Here is a 26692-nt window from a genome sequence, read left to right as displayed (position 1 = left end):
GGACCTCTCCGGGCCTGCGACCTATCACTTGGAGCGCAACGCCTGGAGAGGGACCCGCATGCCGTCAGAGCGCCATGCCAAGACGCCGGTGGACCGGCTCGACGAGACCGCAGCGCGCGCCGAACTGGACCGCCTGGCCGAGGCGCTGAACGCGGCGAACCGCGCCTATCATACCGAAGATGCCCCGCGCATCAGCGATGCCGAATACGACGCGCTCAAGGCGCGCAACGCGGCCATCGAGGACGCCTTCCCGCATCTCAAGCGCGCCGACAGCCCCTCCGAACAGGTCGGCGGCCCGGTTGCCGACGGCTTCGCGAAGGTCACCCATGCGGTGCGGATGATGTCGCTGGGCAATGCCTTCGAGGATGCGGAGGTGGCCGAGTTCGATGCGCGGGTGCGCAGGTATCTGGGGCTCGAGGACGGCGCGCCGCTCGCCTTTACGGCCGAACCCAAGATCGACGGGCTCTCGCTCAACCTGCGCTACGAGGGCGGCCGCCTCGTGCAGGCCGCGACGCGCGGCGATGGCGAGACCGGCGAGAACGTCACCGCCAATGCACGCACCGTCGATGACATTCCCGAGCGGCTGGACGACGCGCCCGAGGTGCTGGAGGTGCGCGGCGAGGTCTATATGAGCCACGAGGATTTCGCGGCGCTGAACGGGCGCCAGTCCGAACGCGGCGACAAGACCTTCGCCAATCCGCGCAACGCCGCCGCGGGCTCGCTGCGCCAACTCGACGCGCGGATCACCCGCGACCGCCCGCTGCGCTTCTTCGCCTATGGCTGGGGGGAGTTGTCGGAGCCGCTCGCCGGCACGCAGTATGACGCCATCGCGCGGCTGGCCGAACTGGGCTTCCGGACCAATCCGCTGACCGTGCGCTGCGACGGCCCCGACGGGATGCTGGCGCAGTACAGCGCCATCGAGCAGGGCCGCGCCACACTGGGCTACGATATCGACGGCGTGGTCTACAAGGTGGACGATCTGGACTACCAGCGCCGGCTGGGCTTCCGGTCGACCACGCCGCGTTGGGCGCTGGCGCATAAGTTCCCGGCCGAAACGGCCTGGACCCGGCTGGAGAAGATCGAGATACAGGTCGGCCGCACCGGTGCGCTCAGCCCCGTGGCGCGCCTCACGCCGGTGACGGTGGGCGGCGTCGTCGTCTCCAACGCGACACTTCACAACGAGGATTACATCGCCGGGCGCGATGCCGGGGGCAACCCGATCCGCGGCGGCAAGGACATCCGCGAGGGCGACTGGGTGCAGGTCTATCGCGCGGGTGACGTGATCCCCAAGGTGGCGGATGTGGATCTCGAGAAGCGCCCCGAAGATGCCGCGCCCTACGCCTTCCCGACGGTCTGCCCCGAATGCGGTTCCGACGCGATCCGCGAGGAAGGCGACGCGGTACGGCGCTGCACCGGCGGGCTGATCTGCCCCGCGCAGGCGGTGGAGAAGCTCAGGCATTTCGTCTCCCGCGCGGCCTTCGACATCGAGGGGCTGGGCGCCAAGCAGGTGGAGCAGTTCTACCGCGACGGCTGGATCGCGGAGCCGGCGGATATCTTCACGCTGGCGGAGCGATTCGGGTCGGGTGCGCGGCAGTTGAAGAACCGCGAAGGCTGGGGCGAGAAAAGCGCGAGTAACCTATTCGAAGCGATTGACGAGAAGCGGAAAATCGACCTGCGGCGCGTAATATTCGCGCTGGGTATCCGCCATGTGGGCGAGGTTGCCGCGGGCGATCTCGCGCGCCATTTCGGCACCTGGGAGAGCTTCGCCGTCGGCGTCGAGGCGGCGATTCCCGCCGCCCATGCCCATCGCGCCGCCGCGGAGGCCGTCGGCGCCGAACAGGCCGCCGCGAAGGTCGAGGGCCGCCGCGCCCGCGTCACCGAGACGCGCGAGGCCGTATGGGCCGAGGCCGACTTGCCAATGGGCGCCAAGGTCGCCTGGGACGATCTGGTGGGGATCGACGGGATCGGCGCGACGGTGGCGGCCTCGCTCGCCGACGCCTTCGCGCAGGAGGCCGAGCGCGCCTCGATCGACCGGCTGATCGCGCATCTGGACGTGCGCCCCGACGAACCGCCCGACACCGAAGGCAGCCCGGTCGCGGGCAAGACCGTCGTCTTCACCGGCACGCTGGAGAAGATGACCCGCGCCGAGGCCAAGGCACGGGCCGAGGCGCTGGGGGCCAAGGTTTCGGGCAGCGTGAGCGCGAAGACCGATCTGGTGGTCGCGGGGCCCGGCGCCGGGTCGAAGGCCAAAAAGGCCGCCGAACTGGGCATCGAGACGGTGGATGAGGACGGCTGGCTCGCCCTCATCGGGGACGGTTGAGCGCGTGGCCGGGCGTCCCGAAATCCTCTTCCCGCTCTTCGCGGATCTGGAGACGCTGGACGGCGTGGGCCCCAAGACGGCCAAGCTCTTCGCACAGCTTGACGTGACGCATCCGCGCGATCTGCTCTTCACGCTGCCCCATTCGGTGGTGGACCGCACCCGGCGCGGCTCGATCCGCGAGGTCGCGCCGCCTTGCACCGTGACGGTGGAGGTCGAGGTGGGGGCGCATCACCCGCCCTCGGGGCGCGGCCGGCCCTACCGCGTCACGGTCGAGGACGCCGAAACCAGCTTCCGGCTGGTCTTCTTCCATGCACGCGAGGACTGGCTGCGCCGGCAATTGCCAGCCGGATCGCGGCGCGTGGTCTCCGGCAAGCTGGAGCTATTTGACGGCATCGCCGAGATGATCCATCCCGACCACATCCTGCGGCCGGAGGAGGCGGCGGACATCCCGCGATTCGAGCCGGTCTATCCGCTGACCTCGGGCATTTCCCAGAAGGCGATGTGGAAGGCCACGCGCGCCGCGCTGACCCGCGCGCCGGAACTGGAAGAGTGGATCGACAATGCGCTCAAGACACGTGAGGGTTGGCCCGACTGGCACGAGGCCGTCGCCGCCGCGCACGGCCCGCAGAGTGCTGCCGACCTCGCGCCCGGCGCCCCGGCGCGGCTGCGGCTGGCCTATGACGAGCTTTTCGCCCATCAGTTGACGCTGGCGCTGGCGCGCGCCCGGCTGCGCCGCGCCAAGGGCGTGGTGACCGAGGGCACTGGCCGGATGCAGGCGCGGCTGCGCACGGTGCTGCCCTATGCGCCCACCGGCGCGCAGGACCGCGCGATGGTCGAGATCGCCGCCGACATGGCCGCGCCCTTGCGCATGAACCGGCTGCTTCAGGGCGATGTCGGCGCAGGCAAGACGCTGGTGGCGGTTATGGCGCTGGCCATCGCGGTGGAGGCCGGCGGGCAGGGCGTGATGATGGCGCCCACGGAAATCCTGGCCCGTCAGCACCTGGCCTCGATCCGCCCGCTGGCCGAGGCCGCGGGCATCGTGGTGGAGTTGCTGACCGGGCGCGACAAGGGGGCGGAGCGCGCCGCCAAGCTGGCCGCGCTCGCCGCGGGGGATATCCATGTGCTGCTGGGCACCCATGCGGTCTTTCAGAAGGATGTGGAGTTCCACGACCTGCGGCTCGCGATCATCGACGAGCAGCACCGTTTCGGCGTCGCCCAGCGAATGGAACTGGGCGCCAAGGGCCGCGCGGTGGACATCCTGGTGATGACCGCCACGCCGATCCCGCGCAGCCTGGCGCTGGCGCATTACGGCGACATGGATGTCTCGGTGCTGGACGAGAAGCCGCCGGGCCGCCGGCCTGTGAAAACGGCGCTGGTCTCCTCCGCCCGGATGGAGGAGGCGATCGCGCATCTGGCGGATGCCACGTCGAACGGCGCGCAGGCCTATTGGGTCTGCCCGCTGGTGGAGGAAAGCGAGACGGTGGAGCTGACCGCCGCGACCGAGCGTTTCAACGCGCTGCGCGCGCGGCTGGGCGAGGGCGCGGTGGGGCTGGTGCATGGCCAGATGCCGCCCGCCGAGAAGGATGCCGCGATGGCCGATTTCCAGGCCGGGCGCACACGTGTTCTGGTGGCGACAACCGTAATAGAGGTCGGCGTCGACGTCCCCAACGCCTCGATCATGGTGATCGAGGGGGCCGAGCATTTCGGTCTCGCGCAGCTTCACCAGTTGCGCGGCCGGGTGGGGCGCGGGGCGGCGGCCTCCACCTGCCTGCTGATGCATGGCGGGCTGCTCTCCGATGGCGCCCGCCGCCGGCTGAGCGTGATGCGCGAGACCGAGGACGGATTCCGCATTGCCGAGGAGGATATGGCGATGCGCGGCGCGGGCGACGTGCTGGGCACCGCGCAATCCGGCCTGCCGCGTTTCCGCGTGGCGGACATGGAGGCGCAGGCCGGGCTGATGGCCACCGCGCAGAGCGACGCGCGCGCGCTTCTGACCGCCGATCCTGGGCTGGAGGGACCGCGCGGGCAGGCGGCGCGCGTGCTGCTCTACCTGATGGAGCAGGATCGCGCGATTCGTCTGATTTCGGTCGGGTAGTGCCAGGTCGGGAAGACCCGAATCCTAAGCGATGACAATAACGCTAGCGGGCGCTCTGCGGCTGTGTTCCCGCGCGGGGACAACGGTTGAATGTGCGCGCAAGGCCATATGTTGCGGACCGAATGGGGCTGTTCCAGAAACCTGATACCGGCTTTGTTCGCAAATGTTCCTCAAAAGTTCTTTACAGGGCGTTAAGAATATGAGAACAAAGTGGCAACACGGATCGGAAGAACAGGAGATCAGGATGCTTACGGATATTCGCAGGATCATCGCCCGCTCGCCCCAGACCCTGGCGGAAGACGCGTTGGGTTGCGCCGCGATCCTGGTCACGCTTCTGGTCGCGTTGCATCTTCCCGGTTTCGTCTGAACCTGCCTGCGTTCTGTACCGCCCCGGCATCCCGTCCCCGGATGCGCGCCCCCGACATCGCCTGTTCCGGGGGCGGGGGGCGGACCGGCCTCGGTTCCGCTCCCCTCGGGGTCCAGATACGCTCACTCACCGCCGCGGGCTCATGCCTCGCGGCGGTTTTTTCTTGGTCTGCATGGCAGATCAAGCGCAGGCGGTCTCGCGGGCTGCATCGAAGGCCTCCAGCGTCGCCTCCAGCGCCAGCATGATCGAGGCGTGGCGGTTCTTGTAGTCGCGCGCGGGCTCCAGCACCGCCAGCCCGTCGAAGGGCGGCGAGGGTGGTGGGCCGTTCTCCTTGAGCATCGCCTTCAGCTCGTCGCGGGCGCGCAGAATCTCGTCGCGGCTGCGCCCGATCACGTTCGCCCCGACCACCGCGGCGGCGGCCTGGCCCAGCGCGCAGGCCTTCACGTCCTGCCCGAAGTCTGTGATGCGCCCGTCCGACACTGTCAGATCCACCGTCACGTTGGAGCCGCAGAGCGGCGCGCGCCGTTTCGCCGTGGCGTCCGGCGCGTCCAGCCGTTCGGTCAGCGGGATATCCGCGGCAAGCGCCAGGATGCGTTGGGAATAGAGCTTGATCAGTTCGGATTCGGCGCTCATGGGTGGGTACTTTCCTGTTGGCGTCGGATCAAATAGATAGTCCGGACCGGTCCCGTTGAAAAGGATATGTCATGGCATTCGATCCTTCCACGCTGAAATTTGATGACCGCGGCCTGATCCCGGTGATCGCGCAGGAGGCCGCGACCGGCGAGGTGCTGATGCTGGCCTGGATGAATGCCGATGCCGTCGCGCGCACGCTGGAGACCGGCCGCGTCACCTACTGGTCGCGCTCGCGCCGGACCTTCTGGGTCAAGGGCGAGACGAGCGGCCATGTCCAGAGGCTCGTGGAACTGCGCGTCGATTGCGACCGCGACTGCCTGCTGGTGCTGGTGGAGCAGACCGGCCCCGCCTGCCACACCAACCGCAGGAGCTGCTTTTTCACCGGCATCCGCGACGGCGAGGAGACGGAACTGATGCGCCCCGAACCGGGCTGAACCGCTCAGGCCGCCAGGGGCGGCAGGCCCAGATGGCGCCGCAGGTCGGCCGGGCTCTCGCCCGATTCGCGCCAGAGCCGCAGCGCGCGCGCGTCGTCGCGTTTCGCGAGACGGCGCCCCGCTTCATCTCGAATAAGAACGTGATGGTGGTAGCTTGGATGCGGAAGCTCCAGCAACGCCTGAAGCAGGATATGGATCGGCGTGGCCGCCAGAAGGTCGCGGCCGCGCACGACATGGGTGATGCCCTGTGCCGCGTCGTCCACCACGACCGAGAGGTGATAGGAGGTGGCGATATCGCGGCGCGCCAACACGATGTCGCCGCAGCGATCCGTCAGCGCGTCCGGGTCCAGCCGGTGGCGCGCGATCTCCGCTGCGCCGGTCTCCGCCGCGTGATGCGTGTCGGTACCGTCGCCCAACCGCGCCAGCGCGCGTACCATATCGAGGCGCAGCGCATCGCCCGGCGTCCGCGTCGCCATCCCTCGTCCCCGGCAGGTGCCGGGATAGACCGGGCCGTCGGGACCGTCCCGCGCGGGCTCCGCGCGTTCCTGTGGGGCGGCAAGGGCGGCGCGGATATCGGCGCGGCTGCAGGAGCAGGGATAGACCACGCCCAAAGCCGCCAGCCGCGTCAACGCGCCCCGATAGGCCGGCATCCGGTCGGACTGGCGCATCACCGGGCGCGGCCAGTCCAGCCCCAGCCAGGCGAGATCCTCGAAGATCGCGGCCTCGAATTCGGGCCGGGCGCGGGCGGTGTCGATATCCTCGATACGTAGCAGGAAAGTACCGCCCGCCGCCTGCGCCATGTCCCAGGCCGTCAGCGCCGAGAAGGCGTGGCCCAGATGCAGGAGACCCGTGGGCGAGGGCGCGAATCGCGTGCACATTCAGCGTTTTCGCAGCACATAGACAACCGCGCCGGGCTCTGTCCCGGGGATCTGGTCGCCCTGGTCGCGGCACAGTACCTCGGCCGCGCAGCAATCGACATATTCGGCGATCCGGGCCTCGAACCGCGCATCGGCCAGTGTCTCCGCATTGAAGCAGAGGATCATGTAGCCGCCGCGCTTGAGCAGCCGGAAGAGCCCATCGAAGGTCTCCGGCGGCGCGGCGCCGGGGCCGATCGCGCACAGCGCAGCAATATTGTCATAGGGGCCATTGCCCGAGGGCAGGCGGCGCCCCGGCACGATCTGCCAGAGGCCGCGGTAGATGTTGCGCGCGGCCGCCCGTTCCAGCATCCGTGGCGACGGGTCCATGCCGTCGATCACCCGGAAGCCCGCATCGGCGAAGGCCGCGCCGGATATGCCGTTGCCGCAGCCGAAATCGAGCAGCGGCGCGCCCGTATCGGCGCCGCAGTCGCGCAGCGCCGCCGCGGCGTCCTGTGGGGCGGTGGCGCGGTCACGCCCGGCCGCCGGACCCGTCTGGTTCGTGCGTTCTTCAATGGTATCGGTGTCGTTCATAGGCTTCCCCTGTCGCAAACAGGATAACAAGCCCGGTCAGCAAAGGTCCAGAGCGGTCTGGTTCTCCAGCCATTCTGCAAAGGCGGCCTTGGCGCGGTCGGTATAGGCGCGGTAGCGCGCGGGCCGGTTGCGGCGCCCGCCTTTCAGGTCGACCGGCGGGAAGAGGCCGAAATTCACGTTCATCGGCTGGAAGGTCTTCGCATCCGCGCCGCCGGTGATATGGGTGACGAGCGCGCCCAGCGCCGTTTCGGGCGGCGGCGCGCAGAGCGGCGCGCCACGCAGTTCGGCCACGGCCAGCCGTCCCGCCAGCAGACCCATCGCGGCGGATTCGACATAGCCCTCGACCCCGGTGATCTGCCCGGCGAAGCGGATATGCGGACGCGATTTCAGCCGCAACTGCGCGTCGAGATAGCGCGGCGAGTTCAGGAACGTGTTGCGGTGTATGCCCCCAAGTCGCGCGAAACCGGCATGTTCCAATCCTGGAATCATACGTAAAACATCGGTTTGCGCGCCATACTTCATCTTGGTCTGGAAGCCCACGATATTGTAGAGTGTGCCCAGTTTGTTGTCCCGGCGAAGCTGCACGATTGCATGCGGCTTCACATCCGGCGCGTGCGGGTTGGTCAGGCCCACCGGCTTCATCGGTCCGTGACGCAGCGTCTCGCGGCCGCGCTCGGCCATCACCTCGATCGGCAGGCAGCCGTCGAAATATTTGGCGGTCTCGCCCTCGTGGAACTCGGTCTTGTCGGCGGCCAGCAGGGCGTCGATGAACGCCTCGTAGGTGTCGCGGTCCATCGGGCAGTTGAGATAGGCGGTGCGCTGCTCCTCGGTTTCGCCCTTGTCGTAGCGCGACTGGAACCAGGCCTTGGACAGGTCGATGCTGTCGAAATGCACGATGGGCGCGATGGCGTCGAAGAAGGCCAGCGCCTCGGCCCCGGTCTCGGCCCGGATCGCTTCCCCAAGCGCGTCGGAGGTCAGCGGCCCGGTCGCGATGATGCAGGAGCCCCGGTCGGCGGGTGGCAGGCCGGTGATCTCGCCCTCCTCGAGGGTGACCAGCGGATGGGCGCGCAGGCGCGCACTCACCCCGGACGAGAAGGCGTCGCGGTCCACGGCCAGCGCCCCGCCGGCGGGCAGGGCATGGGCATCGGCCATTTCCATGATCAGACCGCCGGCCGCGCGCATCTCCCAATGCAGCAGGCCCACGGCGTTCTGTTCATCGTCATCGGAGCGGAAGGAGTTGGAGCAGACCATCTCGGCCAGATCACCGGTGCGGTGCGCGAAGGTGCCGATACGCGGGCGCATCTCGTGCAGAATCACGGGCACGCCCAGTTGGACCGCCTGCCAGGCGGCCTCGGCCCCGGCCATGCCGCCGCCGATGATATGGATGGGTCCGGTCATGCGCCGGATGTAGGGGAGTGGCCGGGAAAAGGAAAGGGGGGCGCGGTGGCGGTGGGGGTCAGTCGCGCAGGCCGCGCAGGGCGGTGGCCTTGCTCAGCCGGTCCAGTCCGGCGCCGTAGCGGCTGAGCAGGATCACGATGAAGAGCCCCATTACCATCGAGAAATCCTTCCAGAAGAGATGCAGCGCGGGCAAGTTTCCGGGGTCGTAGTTGAAGAGATAGCTGCTCCAGAACACATGCACCGCCAGCACCGACGCGGCGAGCACGGTCTGGAAGCCGATCAGCACACAGAAGGCGGCGAGGAACTCGAATCCGACGCTCACCCAGATGAAGGTGCCGGGGATCAGCCCGGCCGCGAACACCTGGTGGAGCGCGTTGCCCGCAAGCACCAGACCGGCCGATTTCGCCAGGAAGAAGGAGCCTATGACTACACGCGTGAAGGTCGCGAAAATGTCGAGCGGCGTGGCCTCGGGCGGTGCCGCGGGTGCCGGTTCGGGCGGGACTATTGGTTCGCGCGCTGCCGCCGCGGCGGCCTCCCGCAACATGTCCTCCACATACCTGTATTCCCGTTTCGCGCGAAATTCGGCATGCTGGTTCATTCCATCCCTCGGTCACTAGACGCCCGCCCTCGGAAAACAACCTCCGGGAGAAATGTGTTCAGATTAGGATCACATTGCGGAATTCACCAAGGGCCGGCGGCAGGGCCGTCACAGCCCTGCCGCGCGGCACTCACGCCTCGTCGTCGGGGGCGTCTTCCTCGTCCTCGCCGCGCTCCGCGATCCAGGCGACCGAGACGACCTTCTCACCCTTCGCGGTATTGAAGACCTTGACCCCGCCCGCCGCGCGGGAGCGGAAGGAGATGCCGTCCACCGGGCATCGGATCGACTGGCCCTTGGAAGTGGCGAGCATGATCTGGTCGTCCATCTCCACCGGGAAGGCGGCGACCAGATCGCCGCCGCGCATGGCGCGGTCCATCGCCGCCACGCCTTGGCCACCGCGCCCGCGCACCGGATAGTCATGGGAGGAACTGAGCTTGCCCGCGCCGCCCTCGGTGATGGTCAGGATGAGATCCTCGGCCGCCGACATCTGGGCATAACGCTCCTGGCTGAAATCGGCCGCGGCGGGCACGTCCTCGTCGTCCATCTCGGCGTCGTCGGCCAGCCCGGCGACGGCGCGGCGCATCTTCAGATAGGCGGCGCGCTCTTCCGGCGTGGCCTCGAAATGGCGGATCACGGCCATCGACACCACGCGGTCCGACTTGCCCAGCCTGATGCCACGAACGCCGGTCGAGCCACGGCCCTTGAAGACCCGCACATCGGTGGTGCGGAAGCGGATTGCCCGGCCGCTGGCGGTTACCAGCATGACATCGTCGTCCTCGGTGCAGATGCGCGCATTCACCAGGCTCACGCCCTCGGGCAGTTTCATCGCGATCTTGCCGTTGCGCATCACGTTGGTGAAATCGCTCAGCGCGTTGCGCCGCACCGTACCCTCGGACGTGGCGAAGACGATCTGGAGCTTGTCCCAATCCTCCTCCGCCGCATCCACCGGCATGATCGCGGCGATCGAAACCCCGGCCGCGATCGGCAGTATATTCACGATCGCCTTGCCGCGCGCGTTGCGCCCGCCCGGCGGCAGGCGCCAGGTCTTGAGCTTGTAGACCATCCCGTCGGTGGTGAAGAACAGAAGCGGCGTGTGGGTGTTGGCGACGAAGAGATTCGTCACCACGTCGTCTTCCTTGGTCGCCATGCCCGACAGTCCCTTGCCGCCGCGGCGCTGCGCGCGATAATCCACCAGCGGGGTGCGCTTGATGTAACCCGAGGAGGTCACGGTCACGACCATGTCCTCGCGCTCGATCAGGTCCTCGTCGTCCATGTCGGCGTCGTAATCGACGATCTCGGTGCGCCGCGGCACGGCGAAATCGTCGCGCACCTGACGCAGTTCGTCGGCGATGATGCCCATGATCCGCTCGCGCGAGCGCAGGATGTCCAGATAGTCGCGGATCTTGTCGGCCAGGCTCTGCAATTCGTCGGTGACTTCCTTGACCCCCATCGCCGTGAGCCGTTGCAGCCGCAACTCCAGGATCGCGCGCGCCTGCGCTTCCGACAGGTTATAGGTGCCGTCCTCGTTGACCGGGTGGGTGGGATCGTCGATCAGCCGGATATATTCCAGGATGTCCCGTGCGGGCCAGCGCCGGGTCATCAGCTTCTCGCGCGCCTCGGCGGGGTCGGCTGAGCTTCGGATCGCCGCCACGACCTCGTCCACGTTGGAGACTGCCACCGCCAGCCCGCAGAGCAGGTGCGAGCGTTCGCGCGCCTTGCGCAGGTCATGCGCGGTGCGCCGGGCCACGACTTCTTCGCGGAAGGACACGAAGGCGGTCAGGAACTTGCGCAGCGTCAGTTGCTCGGGCCGCCCGCCATTGAGCGCCAGCATGTTGCAGCCGAAGGAGGTCTGCATCGGGGTGAAGCGGAATAGCTGGTTGAGCACCACGTCGGGCGTCGCATCACGCTTGAGCTCGATGACCACCCGCACGCCGACACGGTCGCTCTCGTCCTGGACATGGGCGATGCCCTCGATGCGCTTTTCCTTGGCGGCATCGGCGATCCGCTCGATCATGCCGGCCTTGTTCACCTGATAGGGGATCTCGTCGATGATGATGGCGTACCGGTCCTTGCGCAGTTCCTCGATCCGGGTCTTGGCGCGGATCACGACGCTGCCGCGCCCGTCCAGATAGGCTTTCCGCGCGCCCGACCGGCCCAGGATGATCCCGCCGGTCGGAAAATCCGGGGCGGGGATGTAGTCCATGAGTTGCTCTGAGGTCAGGTCCGGCTGTTCGATCAGCGCCAGCGTGGCGTCCGCGACTTCGCCGAGATTGTGCGGCGGGATGTTGGTGGCCATGCCCACCGCGATGCCGCCCGCGCCGTTGACCAGCATGTTGGGATAGCGCGCGGGCAGGACCGTCGGCTCCAGATCCTTGCCGTCGTAATTGTCCTGAAAGTCGACGGTTTCCTTCTCGATATCGGCCAGCAGCGCCTGCGCGGGCTTATCCATGCGCACTTCCGTATAGCGCATCGCCGCTGGGTTATCGCCGTCCATCGAGCCGAAATTGCCCTGGCCGTCCAGCAGCGGCAGCGACATCGAGAAATCCTGCGCCATGCGCACCAGCGCGTCGTAGATCGCGCTGTCGCCATGCGGGTGATACTTGCCCATCACGTCGCCCACCGGGCGGGCGGATTTGCGATAAGGCTTGTCATGCGTGTTGCCGGTCTCGTGCATCGCGTAGAGGATGCGCCGGTGCACCGGTTTGAGCCCGTCGCGCAGGTCGGGAATCGCCCGCGAGACGATGACCGACATCGCGTAATCGAGGTAGCTCGACCGCATTTCCTCCTCGATGGTGATCGAGGGGCCTTCGAAAGACGGACCGCCGAATTGCATTTCGTCCGCGTTGTCAGGGGGTTCTGGAGTGTCGCTCACGTGTGCTGCGCCTGTATTGCCGACATCTATATCTAGTTGGCGCGATTATACCCGAACCCAGATACGGGATGCAATCGGCCTCTGCCTGTGCCGCGAGCAGCCAACGGCGTTGTCTGCTAACACACTGGAATCATTTATCTTTGATGTACAGATTTCTTGACGGATCGGAAAAGCCGGGCAAACATTATGTAACAAGAAGAAAAGGAGGTAGCAGAATGCCGAGGACCGAGATCGAGCTGATGCTGGACGGCTACGGCCTGACCACGGCCGAAATGATCTACCGGATGCCGGATTACCAGCATGTCCTGAACAGTTTTCTCTGGCAGGAATACGACCTTGCACCGGATTACCCGAAGCTCTTCAAGTTCATCGAATTCTGGCAGGAAGAGATCGAGGGGCCGCTGCATTCCGTCCGCTTCACCCACCGCAAGCTGATCTCGCCGGGCGAATGGCGCAACGTCACCGGGGAGATATCGCTGCACTGACCGAAGGAAGCGCCCGCCCCGGTGGCCGGTACGGGCGAGGTGCCGATCAGGACGCGGCGCGCAGCAGCATCCCGAAGAGATCTCGCGGCTCGTCGGGATCGGCGATCATGTCGAGATCGTCGTAGAAGCGCGTGCCCCGCAGCCGGTCGCGCAGGAACCGAAGGGCCGAGAAGTCTTCCACCGCAAAGCCCACGCCGTCGAAAAGCGTGATCTGGCGGGCGTCCCGGCGCCCCGGCGCGGCGCCGTTGATGACCCGCCACATCTCGGTCACGGGGTGGTCCGCGTCGAGCTGCTGGATCTCGCCCTCGATCCGGGTCTGCGGCGGAAACTCCACGAAAATGTCCGACCGCAGCAAGATGTCGCGATGCAGTTCCGTCTTGCCCGGACAGTCGCCGCCGATGGCGTTGATGTGCACGCCAGCGCCGACCATGTTGTCGGTCAGGATCGTGGCGTATTGCTTGTCGGCGGTGCAGGTGGTGATGATCTGGGCGCCCTCTATGGCCTCCTCGCTACTGCGGCAGAAGCTCATGTCGAAGCCAAAACCGGCGAGGTTGCGCATCGCCTTCTCGGTCGCCACCGGGTCGATGTCGTAGAGGCGCAGCCGGTCCACCCCGCAGACCGCCTTCATCGCCAGCGCCTGGAATTCGGACTGCGCGCCGTTGCCAATCATCGCCATGGTGCGCGCGCCTTTTGGGGCCAGGTGCCGGGCCACCATCGCCGAGGTCGCCGCGGTGCGCAGCGCGGTCAGGATCGTCATTTCCGACAGCAGCACCGGGTAGCCGTTGCCGACATCGGCCAGCAGCCCGAAGGCGGTGACGGTCTGCAAGCCTTCCTTCATGTTCTTGGGATGCCCGTTGACGTATTTGAAGCCGTAGACCTCTCCGTCGGAGGTGGGCATCAGCTCGATCACGCCTTCCTTGGAATGGCTGGCCACGCGTGGGGTCTTGTCGAAAAGCTCCCAGCGGCGGAAATCCTCCTCGATATAGTCGGCCAGCCCGGTCAGGAAGCGCTCCACACCCGTCGCGAGCACCAGTTTCATCATGTTGTCGACGGAGACGAAGGGAACGATGTTGAGGTTTTTCATGCGAAACTCCGTGTCGGGCGGTCGAAGACCTTGCGGCCCAGAAGCGAGGCGGTGAGCTCGACCATCAGCGTGGCGGTGCGCCCGCGCTCGTCGAGAAAGGGGTTCAATTCCACCAGGTCGAGCGAGGTGACGAGCCCGCTGTCATGCAGAAGTTCCATCACCAGATGCGCCTCGCGGAAGGTGGCGCCGCCGGGCACCGTGGTGCCGACCGCCGGCGCGATGCCGGGATCGAGGAAATCCACGTCCAGACTGACATGCAGGCAGCCGTTGCTGGCCGCGACCTGCGCCAGGAAGGCGCGCAGCGGCGCGGCGATGCCATGCTCGTCGATGGCGCGCATGTCATGGATTCCGATGCCGTGCTCGAGAAGCCCCGCATGCTCTGCCGGATCGACCGAGCGCAGCCCCATCATGCAGACCCTCTCGCCCGGCACCGGTGCGGCGGGCGGCGGGAAGCCGTGGAATCCGGGCTGGCCGGTGAAATAGGCCACCGGCGTGCCGTGCAGGTTGCCCGAGGCGGTGGTCAGCGGAGTGTGGAAATCCGGATGCGCATCGAGCCAGAGCACATATTGCGGGCGGTCCTCGGCCGCGGCATGCGCGGCGACCCCGGCGACCGTGCCCAGCGACAGGCTGTGGTCGCCGCCCAGAAAGATCGGGAAGCCCGCCGCGGCGGCGTCGCGGGCGGCGGCGGTCAGGTTCTCTGTCCAGGCGATCGTCTCGCCCAGGCCATGCACGGCGGGATTGGCGCTTTGCGCGGGCCTCGGCGGGGCGGGGGCCAGGTCGCCCCGGTCCTCCACGCCGTGGCCCAGAGCGGCGATTGCCCCGGCAATCCCGGCGGTGCGATAGGCCGCAGGCCCCATCAGGCAGCCGGGACGGCGCTTGCCGCTGTCGACCGGCGCGCCGAGCAGAATGCAGGTTTTAGGTGTCATCGGGAATGTCCTTGTCATGGCTTGGTCATGTCTTGCCGCCAGAGTTCGCGCAAACCGGGATGGACGGAACCAGCCATTTTGGCCATATTGGTGTCATACTTTCCATAATGGTGGATGTAATGACCGAAATGGACGACACCGACCGCCGGCTCGTCTCGGCCCTCCGGCGCGATGGGCGGGCCGCGCTCTCCGATCTGGCGGCGACCCTGGGCGTCTCGCGCGCCACGGTGCGGGACCGCCTGCGCAAGCTTGTGGAGCGGGGCGAGATCGTTGGTTTCACCGCGCTCCTGAAGGACGACGTGGCGCAGGCCCCGGTGCGCGGGCTGATGATGCTGGGGATCGAGGGGCGCGGCACCGAACGCACCGTGGCACGGCTTCTGGGCATTCCGCAGGTTCAGGCGGTGCACGCCACCAACGGCAAATGGGACCTGATCGTGGAGATCGGCACCGACACGCTGGAGGCGCTGGATCGGGTGCTGGCGACGGTCCGGCGCTTCGACGGCGTGGCACTGAGCGAGACGAGCCTGCTTCTGAGCACCCGCAAGCCCGCCCGGCTGCGCTGAGCCTGCCCGTCAGGCGGGATGCGCCGCCGGGTTGAGACCCGGCACCAGCAAACGTGGCGCCTCTTGCCCGTAGCGCGGGTGGAGCACGGCCAGCGGCTGCGTGCGCCGTGCCTCGCCGCTGCCGGACAAGCGGGGAGTCAGAACGGGATCTCGTCGTCCAGGTCGCCCGCCGGCCCGCCGGAGAAGCCGCCGCCCGAGGACGCGCCCGGATCGCCGCCTCGGTCGTCGCCGCCATAGCTGCCACCGCCACCGCCTTCGCCGCGTCCGTCGAGCATCACAAGCGTGCCGTCAAAACCTTGCAGGACGACTTCGGTAGAATAGCGATCCTGACCGGATTGGTCCTGCCATTTGCGGGTTTGCAGCTTGCCTTCGAGATAGACCTTGGAGCCCTTGCGAAGGTATTGCTCGCAGACGCGCACCAATCCCTCCTGAAAGATCGCCACGCTGTGCCATTCGGTCCGCTCGCGCCGCTCGCCGCTCGCCTTGTCGCGCCAGGTCTCCGACGTGGCGACGCGCAGGTTGCACACCTTGCCGCCATTCTGGAAGGTCCGCACTTCCGGGTCGCGGCCCAGATTGCCGATGAGAATGACCTTGTTGACCGAACCTGCCATGCGTTCCTCCTGCCGAATCCCCTGCGTCTGATCGATCTACACCATTCCCGCGGGGCGGTGAAGGAATGGTTAACCCTGTCCGGCGGGTGGAAACGCCCTGCGCGCATAAACCCCAGGCAGACGGGCCTCAACCCCGGCCATAGAAGCACCGGTCTGCTCCGCCGGTTGATGGCGCGGCGGCCTGCGCGCGTGCCAGATCATGTCACGACGCAACCGGCCCTGGCGCAGCAGGCGCAGGGTCTTGACAGGAGTGAGAGACATGACACGAACCGCAAGAATTGCCGCCGCCCTGGCCGCCGCCGTGACGCTGACCTCCCCGGCGCTCGCCTCGGGCACGATCAGCGCGGCGGACCGGCAGACGATCACCGAGAAGCTGACGGCGCAGGGCTACGAGGTGCGCAAGATCGAGATGGAGGATGGCGAGGTCGAGGTCTACGCGCTCAAGGACGGGCAACGGATGGAGCTTTACCTAGACGAGAATTTCGACCCGCGCCGTATCAAGGCCGATGACTGACCGGCCGCCGGGGGCGGGCCTGCCGGCCCGTCCCCGGAGCCGCCAAACGGGAGACATGGCAATGCAACGGGAAAAATCCTGGGACCTCTTCGTGCGGGTGTTCCACTGGTCGGTCGTGCTTGGCTTCGCGCTCAACCTCGCGGTGCTCGACGATGAAGGCGCCTGGCACGAACGCGTGGGCTACGCGGTACTGGCGCTGGCCCTGCTGCGCATCCTCTGGGGCTTCGCCGGGCCGGCGCAGGCGCGTTTCAGCGCCTTTCCGCCGTCGCTCTCGGCGGCACTCGCGCATCTGGGCGACATGGCGCGGGGGATCGTGCGGCCGCACCGGTCCCACAATCCGCTGGGGGCGCTCATGGTCTACAACCTGCTGGCCTGCATGCTCGCCCTGGGCGCGACCGGGTGGATGATGACCACCGACATGTTCTGGGGCGTCGACTGGGTGGAGGAGTTGCACGAGTTCCTGGCCAACTGGGCGATCTTCTCGGTGGTCCTGCATGTCGGGGGCGTGATCGCGGAATCGCTGATCGAGAAACGCAATCTGGTGCGCCCGATGGTGACCGGTTACAAGGACGCGACGGAGAAGACGAAGGACTGACGCCGATGCCGCAATCGAGTCCGCCGCCATCCAGGGAGGGTTCCAGCCGCGCGCTGGCGCTGCTGATCGGCGTACAGGCGGTCTGCGCGGTTTTTTTCCTGGGCGATGTGGTCGCCGATCTGGTCGATGGCGGCGGGATGGCGGCACTGCGGCTGCATCTGGTGATCGAGGCCATCGCGAGCATCGCGCTCATTGTCGGCATCGCGGTGGAACTGCGCTTCCTTTTGGAGATGTTGCGCCGTGAGCAGGTTGCCGCGCGCAGCCTGGCCGTCGCCTCGGGGGCGCTGGCCGATGTGATGCAGGGCCTTTTCCGGGCCTGGGGCCTGACCGCGGCCGAACGCGACGTCGCGGCCTTTACCATGAAGGGGCTCTCCATCGCCGAGATCGCAGGGCTGCGCGGCGCGGCCGAAGGCACCGTGAAGAGCCAGCTTGCCGCGATCTACCGCAAGGCCGGGGTGAGCGGGCGCAGCCAGCTCGTGAGCCTCCTGATCGAGGACCTGATGGATGCGCCGCTGCTTGCGCGGGAAGGGGCGCAGCCGGGTAACGGGCTTGAAACGTCCGGCGCATCCGCTACGATGCGCGCCGGAAATCATTGAAGCGGCAGGCGGGGGCGCTGGCGGTGAGGCGGGGGATTGCATTCTGGACGGGCCGGACGGGTCGGTGCCTCTGCGCGATATCGGCGCTGGCGCTGGCTGCGGCGACACCGGCCGCGGGCCAGGGGCTTTCGAAATCCTCGAAGAGCCGCCAGGGCGATTTCGATGCGAAGCTGGAGTTTCTCGACCGCCGCCTCGCGCGGCAATACGACCATTCCGAACGCCTGCGTCCGAACCGTGACGAGGAAGCCGTGCCGGCCTATCGCGGCCGCTACCGCGGCCCCTATTTCAGCATGGCCCGCGCGGCTGCGACACGCCACCGGGTGCCGGCCGATCTCTTCGCGCGGCTGGTGCAGCAGGAATCGGGCTGGAACCCGAAGGCGGTCTCGCACAAGGGCGCGCGCGGGCTGGCTCAGCTCATGCCTGGAACGGCGGCGAAGCTGGGCGTGGACGCGGATAATCCCCGCGACAACCTCAATGGCGGCGCGCGATACCTGCGCCAGCAATACGACCGTTTTCGAAGCTGGGAGCTGGCGCTTGCGGCTTATAACGCCGGGCCGGAAGCCGTGGCGCGCCACGGCGGTGTGCCGCCCTATGCCGAAACGCAAGGCTACGTCGCCGCGATCCTGGAGCGATAGGTCGGGGGCTCTGCCCCCGCCGCCCCTGTCGGGGCGACTCCCCCGGGATATTTGGAGCAAGAAGAACGGGTCGCCGGCATCCTTTCTTCTTGCTCCAAATATCCCCGCCAGAGGCACTGCGCCTGCCGGAGGCGGGCGCAAACCATGGATTTGCGCCGCAGGCGCGCCGTATTCCGGGATGCCGGCCGGGGTCAGCGCCCCTCCGGTCCCTCATAGGCGCGTTCGACCCTTGCCACGCGGATACGGTAATGGCTGTACCAGCGTGTGCGTCCCAGTCGCTGGGCCATCAGGTGTTTCGCGACGGCCTTCCAGTTGAGCAGCGCCGCCTCGTCGGCCCAATAGCTGACCGTGATCCCGAAGCCCTCGCCGTCGCGGCTGCTTTCCATCCCCAGATATCCCGGCTGCCGTTCGGCGAGCGCCGACATCTCGGCGGACATCTCGGCATAGCCGCGGTCGCCTTCGCGGCGCTGGGCGGTGAAGATGACGGCGTGATAGGGCGGAACGGGCAGCGGCGCGAAGTGGGACATGGCGGCGGTCTTCGGTCGGGTGGGTGCGGGGTCAAGTCTCGCCCGGCCCGGCATCGATGTCCAGCCCGGCCGCACATCAGGCCTGAAAGCCGATGCGGTGGACATGGATCTCGAAAGCCGGATGCATGCCCGCGTTGTGCAGCCCGTTGCGGGTGTGGCGGAAGAGCCGGCGCCAATAGGGCTGGATGATGACACCCTCCTCACGCAGGATCGTCTCCAGCCGGGCCATCAGCCGCCGCCGCCGGTCGGGGTCGGCGATGCCCAGCGCCTCGGCCAGGACCGCGTCGAACTCGGCATTGGAAAACGCGGTTTCGTTCCAGGCCTCGCCGCTGCGATAGGCCAGCGCCAGGACCTGCACGCCCAATGGACGCATGTTCCAGTCGGTGCAGCTGAACGGGTAGCCTGTCCAGTTCTGCCAGAAGACGGCGCGCGGCAGCAGCACGTGGCTGACCGTCAGGCCGGCGTCGCGCAGAAGCGCGGTCGCCGCCTCGGCGGTGCGCGCGCGCCAGTCGTCGTCGATCGAGACCAGTTCATGCGCAAAATCCGCCATTTCGGCCTCCTCCATCAGCGCGCGCGCGGCGGCCGGATCATATGGCGCCGGTCCGATATCGGCATATTCGGGATGCAAGGGGCTGACATGGTGATTGGCCGCGACGCTGCCCCGGTTCTCGTAGCCCAGTTCCAGGCAGATCGCGTTGTCCACCGCCAGGGCGAGCGCGCGGCGCACCCGCCGGTCGGCATAGGGCGCCCGGCCGCCGATCTCGGCGGCCTGGTTGGTCCGGATGGTGATGGTGTTCGCCGTCTCGGTCTCGGATATCCGCCAGCCCAGCCGGTCGAAGGCGCCGATGAAGGCGCCCGTCGTCTCATAGGTCATGTCGATACTGTCCGCCGCTGCCGCATCGAGCGCCGAGGCCGGATCGGTGCCGGTGTCGATGAACTCGATCCGGTCGAGCCAGGGGCCGCCCAGCACCTCCGTCCCCCACCAGTCATGTTCTGGGTGACGCTCCAGCACGCAGCGCCGGCCGACCTCCAGCGCCACGGGGCGGTAGGCGCCTGTGCCGATGCCGTGGGCGAAGGGGTCGCCGCCATCATAGCTCGCATCGGTGATCGCCGCGGGGTAGTCGGCCATCCCGGCGATCAGGGTGATGTCGGGCGTGTGCGGATGCAGCCGCAGCGTGTGTGTATCGACAATTTCGATGGCACCCTCCGCTGCAAGCCCGGTGTTGGGGTCGATCAGGCTCGCGAAGCGCCCGGCCATCGAATTGGCCGGCGCGCTGCGGTCGCACCAGCGCGCGATGTTGCGGGCCACGTCGTCGGCCGTGAACGCGACGCCGGTGTTCCAGCGCACCCCGCGGCGCAGATGCAGCGTGTAGAGCGTGGCGTCCGCGTCGACCTCCCAGCGCTCCAGCAGCATCGGGTGGAACACGCCGTCGCGCCCGTATTCTACGAGATATTCCAGCAGCCCGCGCGTGAGGTTCGCCATCTGGCTGCCGTCATAGCTGCGCGGGTCGGTGAGCGCGCGCACGTCCTGCTGGATGCGCAGGGTTCCGCCCCGCGCCGGCTCTGTCGCTTGGGCGCGCGGTGCGGACAGGCCGATCAGGCCGTAGGCCAGCGCTGCGGAGGCACCGAGCGTCGAGGCGCGGGCCAGGAACTCCCGCCGCCCGAGTCGCCCGTCGCGGCAGGCCCGCGCCTCCGCCAACAGGGCCGGGTGCGTGTCTCTCGCCTGGCTCAGAGGGTCGGTCATGCGCTCGGTCCTCGGGTTGCGGTGTGGAACGTCCTTCCATACCGCAACAGATCGCGGGCCGGGTCAATGCCGGTTCACGGGTCGGGAGCGCCCTGACGGGCCGCGATTCAGGCGAGGATCAGACTGGGCCCAGGCCGGGCTCAGACATGGGCGCCCCTGCTGTGGCGCTGCCGGAAGACGCTGGGCGAGAGCCCCGTGCGCTGCGCGAAGAGCCGGGTGAAATATGCGGGCGAGGAGAAGCCGAGCCGGGCCGACACTTCCTGCACCTTCAGGTCGGTTTCGCCCAGCATCCGCCGGGCCTCCAGGATGATCCGGTCCTGCAGCACCTCGGAGGCGGGCTTGCCGAAACTGTCCCGGCAGACCCGCGACAGATGCGTGGGCGTGACCGAGAGCGCGCGGGCGAAATCCGAAACCGACTTGCCTGCATCGATCTCGCGCTCCAGGAGGGCGGCGAAATCGCGCACGATGCGTTGCGCGGCGCTGGAACGGGCGGGCGCCGCGCGCTCGTTGCGGCCGGTGCGGCGTTCCAGCCAGACCGAAAGCATGGTGATCTGCGCGGCGACGGCGCGGTCGAACCCTTCGCGGCGGTCCGACATTTCGGACTGGATCACCTCGATCATGCGGGTGGCCTCGCCCTGCTCGGACATGTCGGTGGTGCGGATCTGCATGACATTGCGGGGCAGGCCGGGCTCCATCCCGCGGGGGATGAAGACGGCGTAGCCCTGGACGCGCGGGCCCACCTCGATCCCGTGCATGACGCCGGCGGGCACGAAGACCGCGGTATGCGGACCATAGCCGCGGGTGATGCCGTCGATGGTGCTGCGCCCCTGGCCCTTGGTGATCCACAGAAACAGGTCGGCCGAGAGGCTGCGGGCGGCTTCCACATGCCAGCCCGCGCCGGATGCGACGCTTTGCAGCGAGCAGATGCGGACATAGGCAAGCGCCGGGGAAGCGGGTGTCGTGGCGTGCTCTTGCATGGTCGCGGGAAACCTCCGGTCGATAAATGGCGGTTCTGTTGCAGGTTTAGAAACAGACCGTAACATGACCCCTGTGGCCAAAAAATGGCAAAGCGTTGAAATCTTCAACAAAGTGCCGAAAAGCGCCGATGTGGAGCCGTTCGCCCTCTGCCGCCGGGCCTGGAGCGCCCTCAGGCAAGGGCTTCGAGCCTCGTCCAGCCACTCATGCGGGAGCGGAACCAGGTTCGCTGCCGCTTGGCATAGTTGCGCGTGGCCTGACAGGCGGCGGTCTCGGCCTCCTCCAGCGTCATCTCGCCGCGCAGATGGGCGACAAGTTCGGTCGCGCCGATGGCGCGGGCGGAGGGCAGGGCGGGGTTCCAACGGGGCAGGCGGGCCCGCACCTCGTCCAGCGCGCCGGCCTCCAGCATGGTGCGGAAGCGCCGGGCGATGCGCGCGTTGAGCCGGTCGCGGTCCACCTCGAGGACGAAGGGCTGCGTCCGCGACAGGGGCAGGAGCGGCGGGCCGGTCTCGCCCTGCCAGTCCGCCAGTCCGCGGCCGGTGGAGCGCAGCACCTCCCAGGCACGCTGCACCCGTGCGGGATTGCGCCGGTCGATCCTGGCATGGGTGCGCGGATCGGCGCGGGCCAGTTCGGCCAGCAGCGGGGCCGCGCCTTCGGCGGCCAGCCGCGCATCGGCCTCGGCCCGGATCGCGGCGGGCACCGGCGGGATCTCGGCCAGCCCTTCTGTCAGTGCGGTGAAATAGAGCCCGGTGCCGCCCACGACGATCGGGCGCGCCTGCGCGTCGCGCAGCAGGGCTGCCACGTCGCGCAGCCAGTCGCCCACCGACCAGGCGCGGTCGCAGGGCACATGGCCGTAGAGCGCATGTGGCGCGCGGGCCTCGTCGGCCGCCGACGGGCGGGCCGTCAGCACCTTCCAGCAATCATAGACCTGGAGCGCGTCTGCATTGACGATCACGCCGCCGTCGCGGTCCGCGATTTCCAGCGCGAGCGCGGATTTTCCCGACGCGGTCGGCCCCGCGATCAGCACCGGACGATCCGGATCGAGCGCCCCCGGCGCGATCATCTCCGGCTTGCTCCGGCTGCGTAGCGCCTCGCCCCGCGATTGACGTTGAACATGTCGGGCTTTTCCGACATTTTGTCGGCGGCAAAGGGGCCGGGTATCAGGAGAGCATCTAACATGAGCGACGCATCATCTTCCCAAACGGGCACGACATACAAGAGGGTGATGCTGAAAATCTCCGGTGAGGCGCTGATGGGGGACCAGGGCTACGGCCTGCATCCGCCGACGGTCGAGCGTATCGCGAGGGAGGTCAAGACTGTCCACGATCTGGGCGTGGAGATCTGCATGGTGATCGGCGGCGGAAACATCTTCCGGGGCCTTCAGGGTTCCGCCCAGGGGATGGAGCGCACCACCGCCGACTACATGGGAATGCTGGCCACGGTGATGAATGCGCTGGCCATGCAGGCCGCGCTGGAGGCGCTGGGCGTCTATACGCGGGTGATCAGCGCCATTCCGATGGACCAGGTCTGCGAGCCGTATATCCGCCGCCGCGCCGTGCGCCACCTGGAAAAGAAGCGCGTCTGCATCTTCGCCGCCGGGACTGGCAATCCCTATTTCACCACCGACACCGCGGCCACGCTGCGGGCCAGCGAAATGGCCTGCGAGGCGATCTTCAAGGGCACCAAGGTCGATGGGGTCTATGACAAGGACCCCAATATCGACGCGGATGCGAAACGTTATGACCGGGTGAGCTATGACGACGTGCTGGTGAAGAACCTCAAGGTGATGGACGCCTCCGCGATCGCGCTGGCGCGCGACAACAACCTGCCGATCATCGTCTTCTCCCTCGACGAACCGGGCGGCTTCCAGGGTATCCTCAGGGGCGAAGGCACCTATACAATCGTGGAATGAAGCGGCTATAGAGCCGTTGAAGAGACCAGAAGGGCGAGACGGGCCATGTCGGGAGATGACCTCGAGATTGATCTAGACGATCTGCAACGCCGGATGGACGGCGCGATGAGCGCGCTGCGCTCCGAATTCGCATCGCTGCGCACGGGGCGGGCCTCGGCCTCCATGCTGGACCCGGTGATGGTGGAGGCCTACGGCTCCACCATGCCGATCAACCAGTGCGGCACCGTGAATGTGCCGGAGCCGCGGATGATCACGGTGAATGTCTGGGACAAGAGCCTGATCGGCGCGGTGGAGAAGGCGATCCGGAATTCCGGTCTGGGCATCAACCCGCAGACGGACGGGCCGATCATCCGCCTGCCGATCCCCGAACTGAACGAGGAACGCCGCCGCGAGCTTTCCCGTGTCGCCGCGCAATATGCCGAACACGCGCGCGTGGCGATCCGCAACGTGCGAAAAGACGGCATGGACCAGCTCAAGAAGGCCAGGGCGGCAGGCATGGGCGAGGATGACGAGCGCATCTGGCATGACGAGATCCAGGAACTGACCGACAAGGCCATCGCGCATGTGGATCAGGCGCTGGAATCCAAACAAGAGGAAATCATGCAGGTATGACCCCGGCACGGGCAGGCGGACACGGCGGCGGGGCGGCCCGGAATGGCTGAGGATGCGGCAGGGATCGCGCGGCGGATGCATGTCGCGATCATCATGGACGGCAACGGGCGCTGGGCCCAGAGCCGCGGGCGCCCGCGGCTCTTCGGACACAGCGCCGGTGCAGCGCGTGTGCGCGAGATCGTCGAGGCGTGCCCCGATCTCGGCGTCCGCTACCTGACGATCTTCGCCTTCTCGACGGAAAACTGGAAGCGCACGCAGCCCGAGGTCGCGGGACTGATGGCCCTTTTCCGCCGCTATATCCGCAATGAGGCGCAGCGGCTCTTGAAGCGCGGCGTGCGGGTGCGGTTCATCGGCGATCGCAACCGGCTGGACCGCAAGCTTGTCGCGATGATGGACGGGCTGGAAGAACTCACGGCCGGAAATTCCACCGTTGATCTGACTATCGCGCTGAACTACGGCGGCCGCGACGAGGTCGCGCGCGCCACGCAGCGCCTGGCGCGCGAAGTGGCGGCGGGCCGGCTCGACCCCGAAGCGGTCAGCGCCGAGACGCTGGCGGGCTTCCTGGACACCCATGTGCTGCCGGACCCCGACCTGGTGATCCGCACCAGCGGCGAGGCGCGGATCTCGAATTTCCTGCTCTGGCAGTCGGCCTATGCCGAATACGATTTCGTCGATACGCTCTGGCCCGATTTCACGCCCGAACTGTTCGCGCGCTGCCTGGCGCGGTTCGAAACGCGCGAACGCCGGTTCGGCGCGGTGGCCGGGTAGTCTTGGCCCGCGCAAGCTTTTCCGACCTGGCCGCGCGCACCGGCTCGGCCGCCGTGATGGCCCTCCTGGGTTTTGCGGCCGTCTGGTATGGCGGCGCGGCCTTCCTGACTCTCTGCGCGCTGGTCGCGGGGCTGATGGTGTGGGAACTGGCGCGGATGCAGGGCGCGCCGCAGCCCCCGCAGCCCGCGCTCGTGGCCGCCGCCGCCGTCCTGGCCGCGCCGGTGCTGCCCGCGCCCTGGGGTGCGCTGGGCCTGCTGGTGGTCCCCGCGATGGCCGCGCTTGTGGCCCCCGGCCGCAGGCTGACCTTCGCGTTGGGTGCTGCCGCGATGGTGGTGGCCACATCGGCGCTGGTGGTGCTGCGCGCCGATGACGGACCCGTCTGGATGCTGTGGCTGGTTCTTGTGGTGATCGCCTCCGACGTAGCGGGGTATTTCGCCGGGCGGCTGATCGGGGGGCCGAAATTCTGGCCCCGGATCAGCCCCAAGAAGACCTGGTCGGGCACCGTCGCGGGCTGGATCTGCGCGGCGCTGGTAGGGCTGGTCTTCGCCGCCTCCATCGAGGGCGTCTGGGCCAACCCGCTGATGGCACTCTCGGTTGCGATGTGCCTGGCCGCGCAGCTTGGCGATGTCGCCGAAAGCTGGATCAAGCGGCGCGCGGGCGTCAAGGACGCGTCCAATATCCTGCCCGGACACGGCGGGCTGATGGACCGGTTCGACGGGCTGGTGGGCGCGGCGCTGGTGCTGGCGCTCTACGCCGTGCTCTTCGCCTTCCCGCCCGGTCTGGGGGGCTAGGCCGATGCGGCGGGTCTCGATCTTCGGCGCGACCGGCTCCATCGGCGTCAACACGGCGGACCTGATCGCCAAGGCCGGCGGCGCCGATGCCTTCGACGTGGTCGCGCTGAGCGGCGGGCGCAATGTAGCGCTGCTGGCCGATCAGGCGCGGCGTCTCAAGGCCGAGATCGCCGTGACCGCCTTCGACGACTGCCTGGAGCCTCTGCGCGCCGCGCTTGCCGGCAGCGGGGTGGCGGCGGCCGCCGGTTCCGCCGCGCTGCTGGAGGCCGCCGCGCGGCCCGCCGACTGGGTGATGTCGGCCATCGTCGGCGCGGCGGGTCTGGCGCCGGGGATGCGGGCGCTGGCGCATGGCGGCACACTGGCACTGGCCAACAAGGAGAGCATGGTCTGCGCCGGTCCGCTGATGCGCGCGGAGGCCGCGCGCCACGGCGCGACGATCCTGCCCGTGGACAGCGAGCATTCGGCGATCTTCCAGGCCCTGACGGGCGAGAGGCGCGCCGATGCGGAACGGGTGATCCTGACCGCCTCGGGCGGGCCGTTCCGCGACTGGCCCGCCGAAAGGCTGGCCCGCGCGACGGTGGCGGAGGCGATGGCGCATCCCAACTGGCGAATGGGGCAGCGGATTTCCATCGACAGCGCAAGCCTTTTCAACAAGGCGATGGAAGTCATTGAAGCGCGTGAGCTTTTCGATTTCTCGCCGGGACAGATCGAGGTGCTGATTCACCCGCAATCCATCGTCCACGCGCTGGTCGGCTTCGCCGATGGCGGGCTGATGGCGCATCTGGGACCGCCCGACATGCGGCACGCGATCGGCTATGCGCTTAACTGGCCCGACCGGGCCGCGCTGCCGGTGGCGCGGCTCGACCTGGCCGAGATCGCGCGGCTCGACTTCCATGCGCCCGACGAGGCGCGCTTCCCCGCCCTGCGCCTGGCCCGCGGGGTGATGCAGGCCGGCGGCCTGGCGGGCGCGGCCTTCAACGCGGCCAAGGAAAGCGCGCTCGATGCCTTCCTCGCCGGGCAGATCGGCTTTGCCGACATGGCGCCGCTGGTGGAGGTGACGCTCGACAAGCTGATGGCCCAAGGTGACCTTACCGGTGCCACATTCACCCTTGATAGCGTGCTGGCGACGGACCATCTGGCTCGTAGGACAACGCAAGAAGCGGCAAGCCGCCTGAACCAGAGCTGAGGA

28 protein-coding genes are annotated in these 26692 nt (G+C 68.0%); 15 read left to right on the top strand and 13 right to left on the bottom strand.

What is annotated here, in order from left to right; all coding sequences use genetic code 11:
- Nucleotides 1-58: 58 nt before the first annotated feature.
- The 3 genes from ligA to DDZ14_RS20105 all read left to right on the top strand — a co-directional run bounded on the left by ligA (nucleotide 59) and on the right by DDZ14_RS20105 (nucleotide 4782).
- The gene (ligA, locus tag DDZ14_RS00990) at nucleotides 59-2320 is read left to right on the top strand and encodes an NAD-dependent DNA ligase LigA (protein ID WP_109423071.1); all 2262 of its coding nucleotides are present in this window, start codon (nucleotides 59-61) and stop codon (nucleotides 2318-2320) included.
- A 4-nt stretch (nucleotides 2321-2324) separates the two neighbouring features.
- The gene (gene recG, locus DDZ14_RS00985; RefSeq protein WP_109423070.1) at nucleotides 2325-4415 is read left to right on the top strand and encodes an ATP-dependent DNA helicase RecG; all 2091 of its coding nucleotides are present in this window, start codon (nucleotides 2325-2327) and stop codon (nucleotides 4413-4415) included.
- A 244-nt stretch (nucleotides 4416-4659) separates the two neighbouring features.
- Complete coding sequence (locus tag DDZ14_RS20105; RefSeq protein ID WP_255417478.1) at nucleotides 4660-4782, top strand: hypothetical protein; 123 nt, start codon at nucleotides 4660-4662, stop codon at nucleotides 4780-4782.
- Nucleotides 4783-4962: 180 nt separating this feature from the next.
- Here the strand turns inward: DDZ14_RS20105 and DDZ14_RS00980 are convergent, their stop codons facing one another.
- Complete coding sequence (locus tag DDZ14_RS00980) at nucleotides 4963-5415, bottom strand: iron-sulfur cluster assembly scaffold protein (protein WP_109423069.1); 453 nt, start codon at nucleotides 5413-5415, stop codon at nucleotides 4963-4965.
- 71 nt (nucleotides 5416-5486) lie between these two features.
- Between DDZ14_RS00980 and hisI the strand changes: the two genes are divergently transcribed.
- On the top strand, nucleotides 5487-5849 hold the full coding sequence (gene hisI / locus DDZ14_RS00975; RefSeq protein ID WP_109423068.1) for a phosphoribosyl-AMP cyclohydrolase: 363 nt from the start codon (nucleotides 5487-5489) through the stop codon (nucleotides 5847-5849).
- Between the two features lie 5 nt (nucleotides 5850-5854).
- Here hisI and gluQRS read toward each other — a convergent pair whose 3' ends face one another.
- From gluQRS to gyrA, 5 genes are all read right to left on the bottom strand, one after another.
- Nucleotides 5855-6727, bottom strand: coding sequence for a tRNA glutamyl-Q(34) synthetase GluQRS (gene gluQRS / locus DDZ14_RS00970; RefSeq protein WP_109423067.1), 873 nt, complete (start codon nucleotides 6725-6727; stop codon nucleotides 5855-5857).
- Nucleotides 6728-7297, bottom strand: a complete 570-nt coding sequence (locus tag DDZ14_RS00965; protein ID WP_109423066.1) for a class I SAM-dependent methyltransferase — start codon at nucleotides 7295-7297, stop codon at nucleotides 6728-6730. It abuts the gene before it with no gap.
- Between the two features lie 36 nt (nucleotides 7298-7333).
- Entirely contained in the window at nucleotides 7334-8695 is a 1362-nt protein-coding gene (trmFO, locus tag DDZ14_RS00960) for a methylenetetrahydrofolate--tRNA-(uracil(54)-C(5))-methyltransferase (FADH(2)-oxidizing) TrmFO (protein WP_109423065.1), read from the bottom strand.
- Nucleotides 8696-8753: 58 nt separating this feature from the next.
- On the bottom strand, nucleotides 8754-9293 hold the full coding sequence (locus tag DDZ14_RS00955) for a DoxX family protein (protein ID WP_109423064.1): 540 nt from the start codon (nucleotides 9291-9293) through the stop codon (nucleotides 8754-8756).
- A 130-nt stretch (nucleotides 9294-9423) separates the two neighbouring features.
- On the bottom strand, nucleotides 9424-12165 hold the full coding sequence (gyrA, locus tag DDZ14_RS00950; RefSeq protein WP_199221251.1) for a DNA gyrase subunit A: 2742 nt from the start codon (nucleotides 12163-12165) through the stop codon (nucleotides 9424-9426).
- 215 nt (nucleotides 12166-12380) lie between these two features.
- Between gyrA and DDZ14_RS00945 the strand changes: the two genes are divergently transcribed.
- Nucleotides 12381-12650, top strand: coding sequence for an usg protein (locus tag DDZ14_RS00945; protein WP_109423062.1), 270 nt, complete (start codon nucleotides 12381-12383; stop codon nucleotides 12648-12650).
- 46 nt (nucleotides 12651-12696) lie between these two features.
- On the opposite strand, the gene DDZ14_RS00940 is transcribed toward DDZ14_RS00945, so the two are convergent.
- The gene (locus DDZ14_RS00940) at nucleotides 12697-13734 is read right to left on the bottom strand and encodes an ornithine cyclodeaminase (protein WP_109423061.1); all 1038 of its coding nucleotides are present in this window, start codon (nucleotides 13732-13734) and stop codon (nucleotides 12697-12699) included.
- Nucleotides 13731-14660, bottom strand: a complete 930-nt coding sequence (rocF, locus tag DDZ14_RS00935; RefSeq protein WP_109423060.1) for an arginase — start codon at nucleotides 14658-14660, stop codon at nucleotides 13731-13733. Before rocF ends, DDZ14_RS00940 begins: the two co-directional genes overlap by 4 nt.
- 128 nt (nucleotides 14661-14788) lie before the next feature.
- Between rocF and DDZ14_RS00930 the strand changes: the two genes are divergently transcribed.
- Nucleotides 14789-15223 (top strand): Lrp/AsnC family transcriptional regulator, encoded by a 435-nt coding sequence (locus DDZ14_RS00930; RefSeq protein WP_109423191.1) that lies wholly within the window; start codon nucleotides 14789-14791, stop codon nucleotides 15221-15223.
- Nucleotides 15224-15360: 137 nt separating this feature from the next.
- On the opposite strand, the gene ssb is transcribed toward DDZ14_RS00930, so the two are convergent.
- The gene (gene ssb, locus DDZ14_RS00925) at nucleotides 15361-15834 is read right to left on the bottom strand and encodes a single-stranded DNA-binding protein (protein WP_109423059.1); all 474 of its coding nucleotides are present in this window, start codon (nucleotides 15832-15834) and stop codon (nucleotides 15361-15363) included.
- Nucleotides 15835-16093: 259 nt separating this feature from the next.
- Between ssb and DDZ14_RS00920 the strand changes: the two genes are divergently transcribed.
- From DDZ14_RS00920 to DDZ14_RS00905, 4 genes are all read left to right on the top strand, one after another.
- Nucleotides 16094-16348, top strand: a complete 255-nt coding sequence (locus DDZ14_RS00920) for a PepSY domain-containing protein (RefSeq protein WP_109423058.1) — start codon at nucleotides 16094-16096, stop codon at nucleotides 16346-16348.
- Between the two features lie 61 nt (nucleotides 16349-16409).
- Entirely contained in the window at nucleotides 16410-16943 is a 534-nt protein-coding gene (locus tag DDZ14_RS00915) for a cytochrome b/b6 domain-containing protein (RefSeq protein ID WP_109423057.1), read from the top strand.
- A 5-nt stretch (nucleotides 16944-16948) separates the two neighbouring features.
- Complete coding sequence (locus tag DDZ14_RS00910) at nucleotides 16949-17539, top strand: helix-turn-helix transcriptional regulator (RefSeq protein ID WP_109423056.1); 591 nt, start codon at nucleotides 16949-16951, stop codon at nucleotides 17537-17539.
- A gap of 77 nt (nucleotides 17540-17616) precedes the next feature.
- On the top strand, nucleotides 17617-18174 hold the full coding sequence (locus DDZ14_RS00905; RefSeq protein WP_109423190.1) for a lytic transglycosylase domain-containing protein: 558 nt from the start codon (nucleotides 17617-17619) through the stop codon (nucleotides 18172-18174).
- Nucleotides 18175-18365: 191 nt separating this feature from the next.
- Here DDZ14_RS00905 and DDZ14_RS00900 read toward each other — a convergent pair whose 3' ends face one another.
- The 4 genes from DDZ14_RS00900 to miaA all read right to left on the bottom strand — a co-directional run bounded on the left by DDZ14_RS00900 (nucleotide 18366) and on the right by miaA (nucleotide 22483).
- Complete coding sequence (locus DDZ14_RS00900; protein WP_109423055.1) at nucleotides 18366-18701, bottom strand: antibiotic biosynthesis monooxygenase; 336 nt, start codon at nucleotides 18699-18701, stop codon at nucleotides 18366-18368.
- 76 nt (nucleotides 18702-18777) lie between these two features.
- On the bottom strand, nucleotides 18778-20445 hold the full coding sequence (locus DDZ14_RS00895; RefSeq protein WP_109423054.1) for an ABC transporter substrate-binding protein: 1668 nt from the start codon (nucleotides 20443-20445) through the stop codon (nucleotides 18778-18780).
- A gap of 140 nt (nucleotides 20446-20585) precedes the next feature.
- On the bottom strand, nucleotides 20586-21422 hold the full coding sequence (locus tag DDZ14_RS00890) for an AraC family transcriptional regulator (RefSeq protein ID WP_158275437.1): 837 nt from the start codon (nucleotides 21420-21422) through the stop codon (nucleotides 20586-20588).
- A 170-nt stretch (nucleotides 21423-21592) separates the two neighbouring features.
- Nucleotides 21593-22483 carry a tRNA (adenosine(37)-N6)-dimethylallyltransferase MiaA gene (gene miaA / locus DDZ14_RS00885; protein WP_109423052.1) on the bottom strand — a complete coding sequence of 297 codons (891 nt, stop codon included), beginning with the start codon at nucleotides 22481-22483 and terminating at the stop codon, nucleotides 21593-21595.
- 114 nt (nucleotides 22484-22597) lie between these two features.
- Here miaA and pyrH point away from each other — a divergent pair, with 114 nt between their 5' ends.
- Genes pyrH through dxr form a run of 5 tightly spaced genes read left to right on the top strand, consistent with a single transcriptional unit; the run spans nucleotide 22598 to nucleotide 26689 of the window.
- Complete coding sequence (gene pyrH / locus DDZ14_RS00880; RefSeq protein ID WP_109423051.1) at nucleotides 22598-23332, top strand: UMP kinase; 735 nt, start codon at nucleotides 22598-22600, stop codon at nucleotides 23330-23332.
- Between the two features lie 45 nt (nucleotides 23333-23377).
- The gene (gene frr / locus DDZ14_RS00875; RefSeq protein ID WP_109423050.1) at nucleotides 23378-23944 is read left to right on the top strand and encodes a ribosome recycling factor; all 567 of its coding nucleotides are present in this window, start codon (nucleotides 23378-23380) and stop codon (nucleotides 23942-23944) included.
- Nucleotides 23945-23986: 42 nt separating this feature from the next.
- Nucleotides 23987-24712 (top strand): polyprenyl diphosphate synthase, encoded by a 726-nt coding sequence (gene uppS / locus DDZ14_RS00870; RefSeq protein ID WP_109423049.1) that lies wholly within the window; start codon nucleotides 23987-23989, stop codon nucleotides 24710-24712.
- Between the two features lie 2 nt (nucleotides 24713-24714).
- The gene (locus tag DDZ14_RS00865; protein WP_109423048.1) at nucleotides 24715-25503 is read left to right on the top strand and encodes a phosphatidate cytidylyltransferase; all 789 of its coding nucleotides are present in this window, start codon (nucleotides 24715-24717) and stop codon (nucleotides 25501-25503) included.
- Between the two features lie 4 nt (nucleotides 25504-25507).
- Nucleotides 25508-26689: a 1-deoxy-D-xylulose-5-phosphate reductoisomerase gene (dxr, locus tag DDZ14_RS00860; protein ID WP_109423047.1), complete on the top strand. Its 1182-nt coding sequence runs from the start codon at nucleotides 25508-25510 to the stop codon at nucleotides 26687-26689.
- The last annotated feature ends 3 nt before the right edge of the window (nucleotides 26690-26692 follow it).

This window comes from Maritimibacter sp. 55A14, from assembly GCF_003122205.1.
Taxonomy (GTDB): Bacteria; Pseudomonadota; Alphaproteobacteria; order Rhodobacterales; family Rhodobacteraceae; genus QEYE01.
This window is presented reverse-complemented; position numbering and strand designations above follow the sequence as displayed.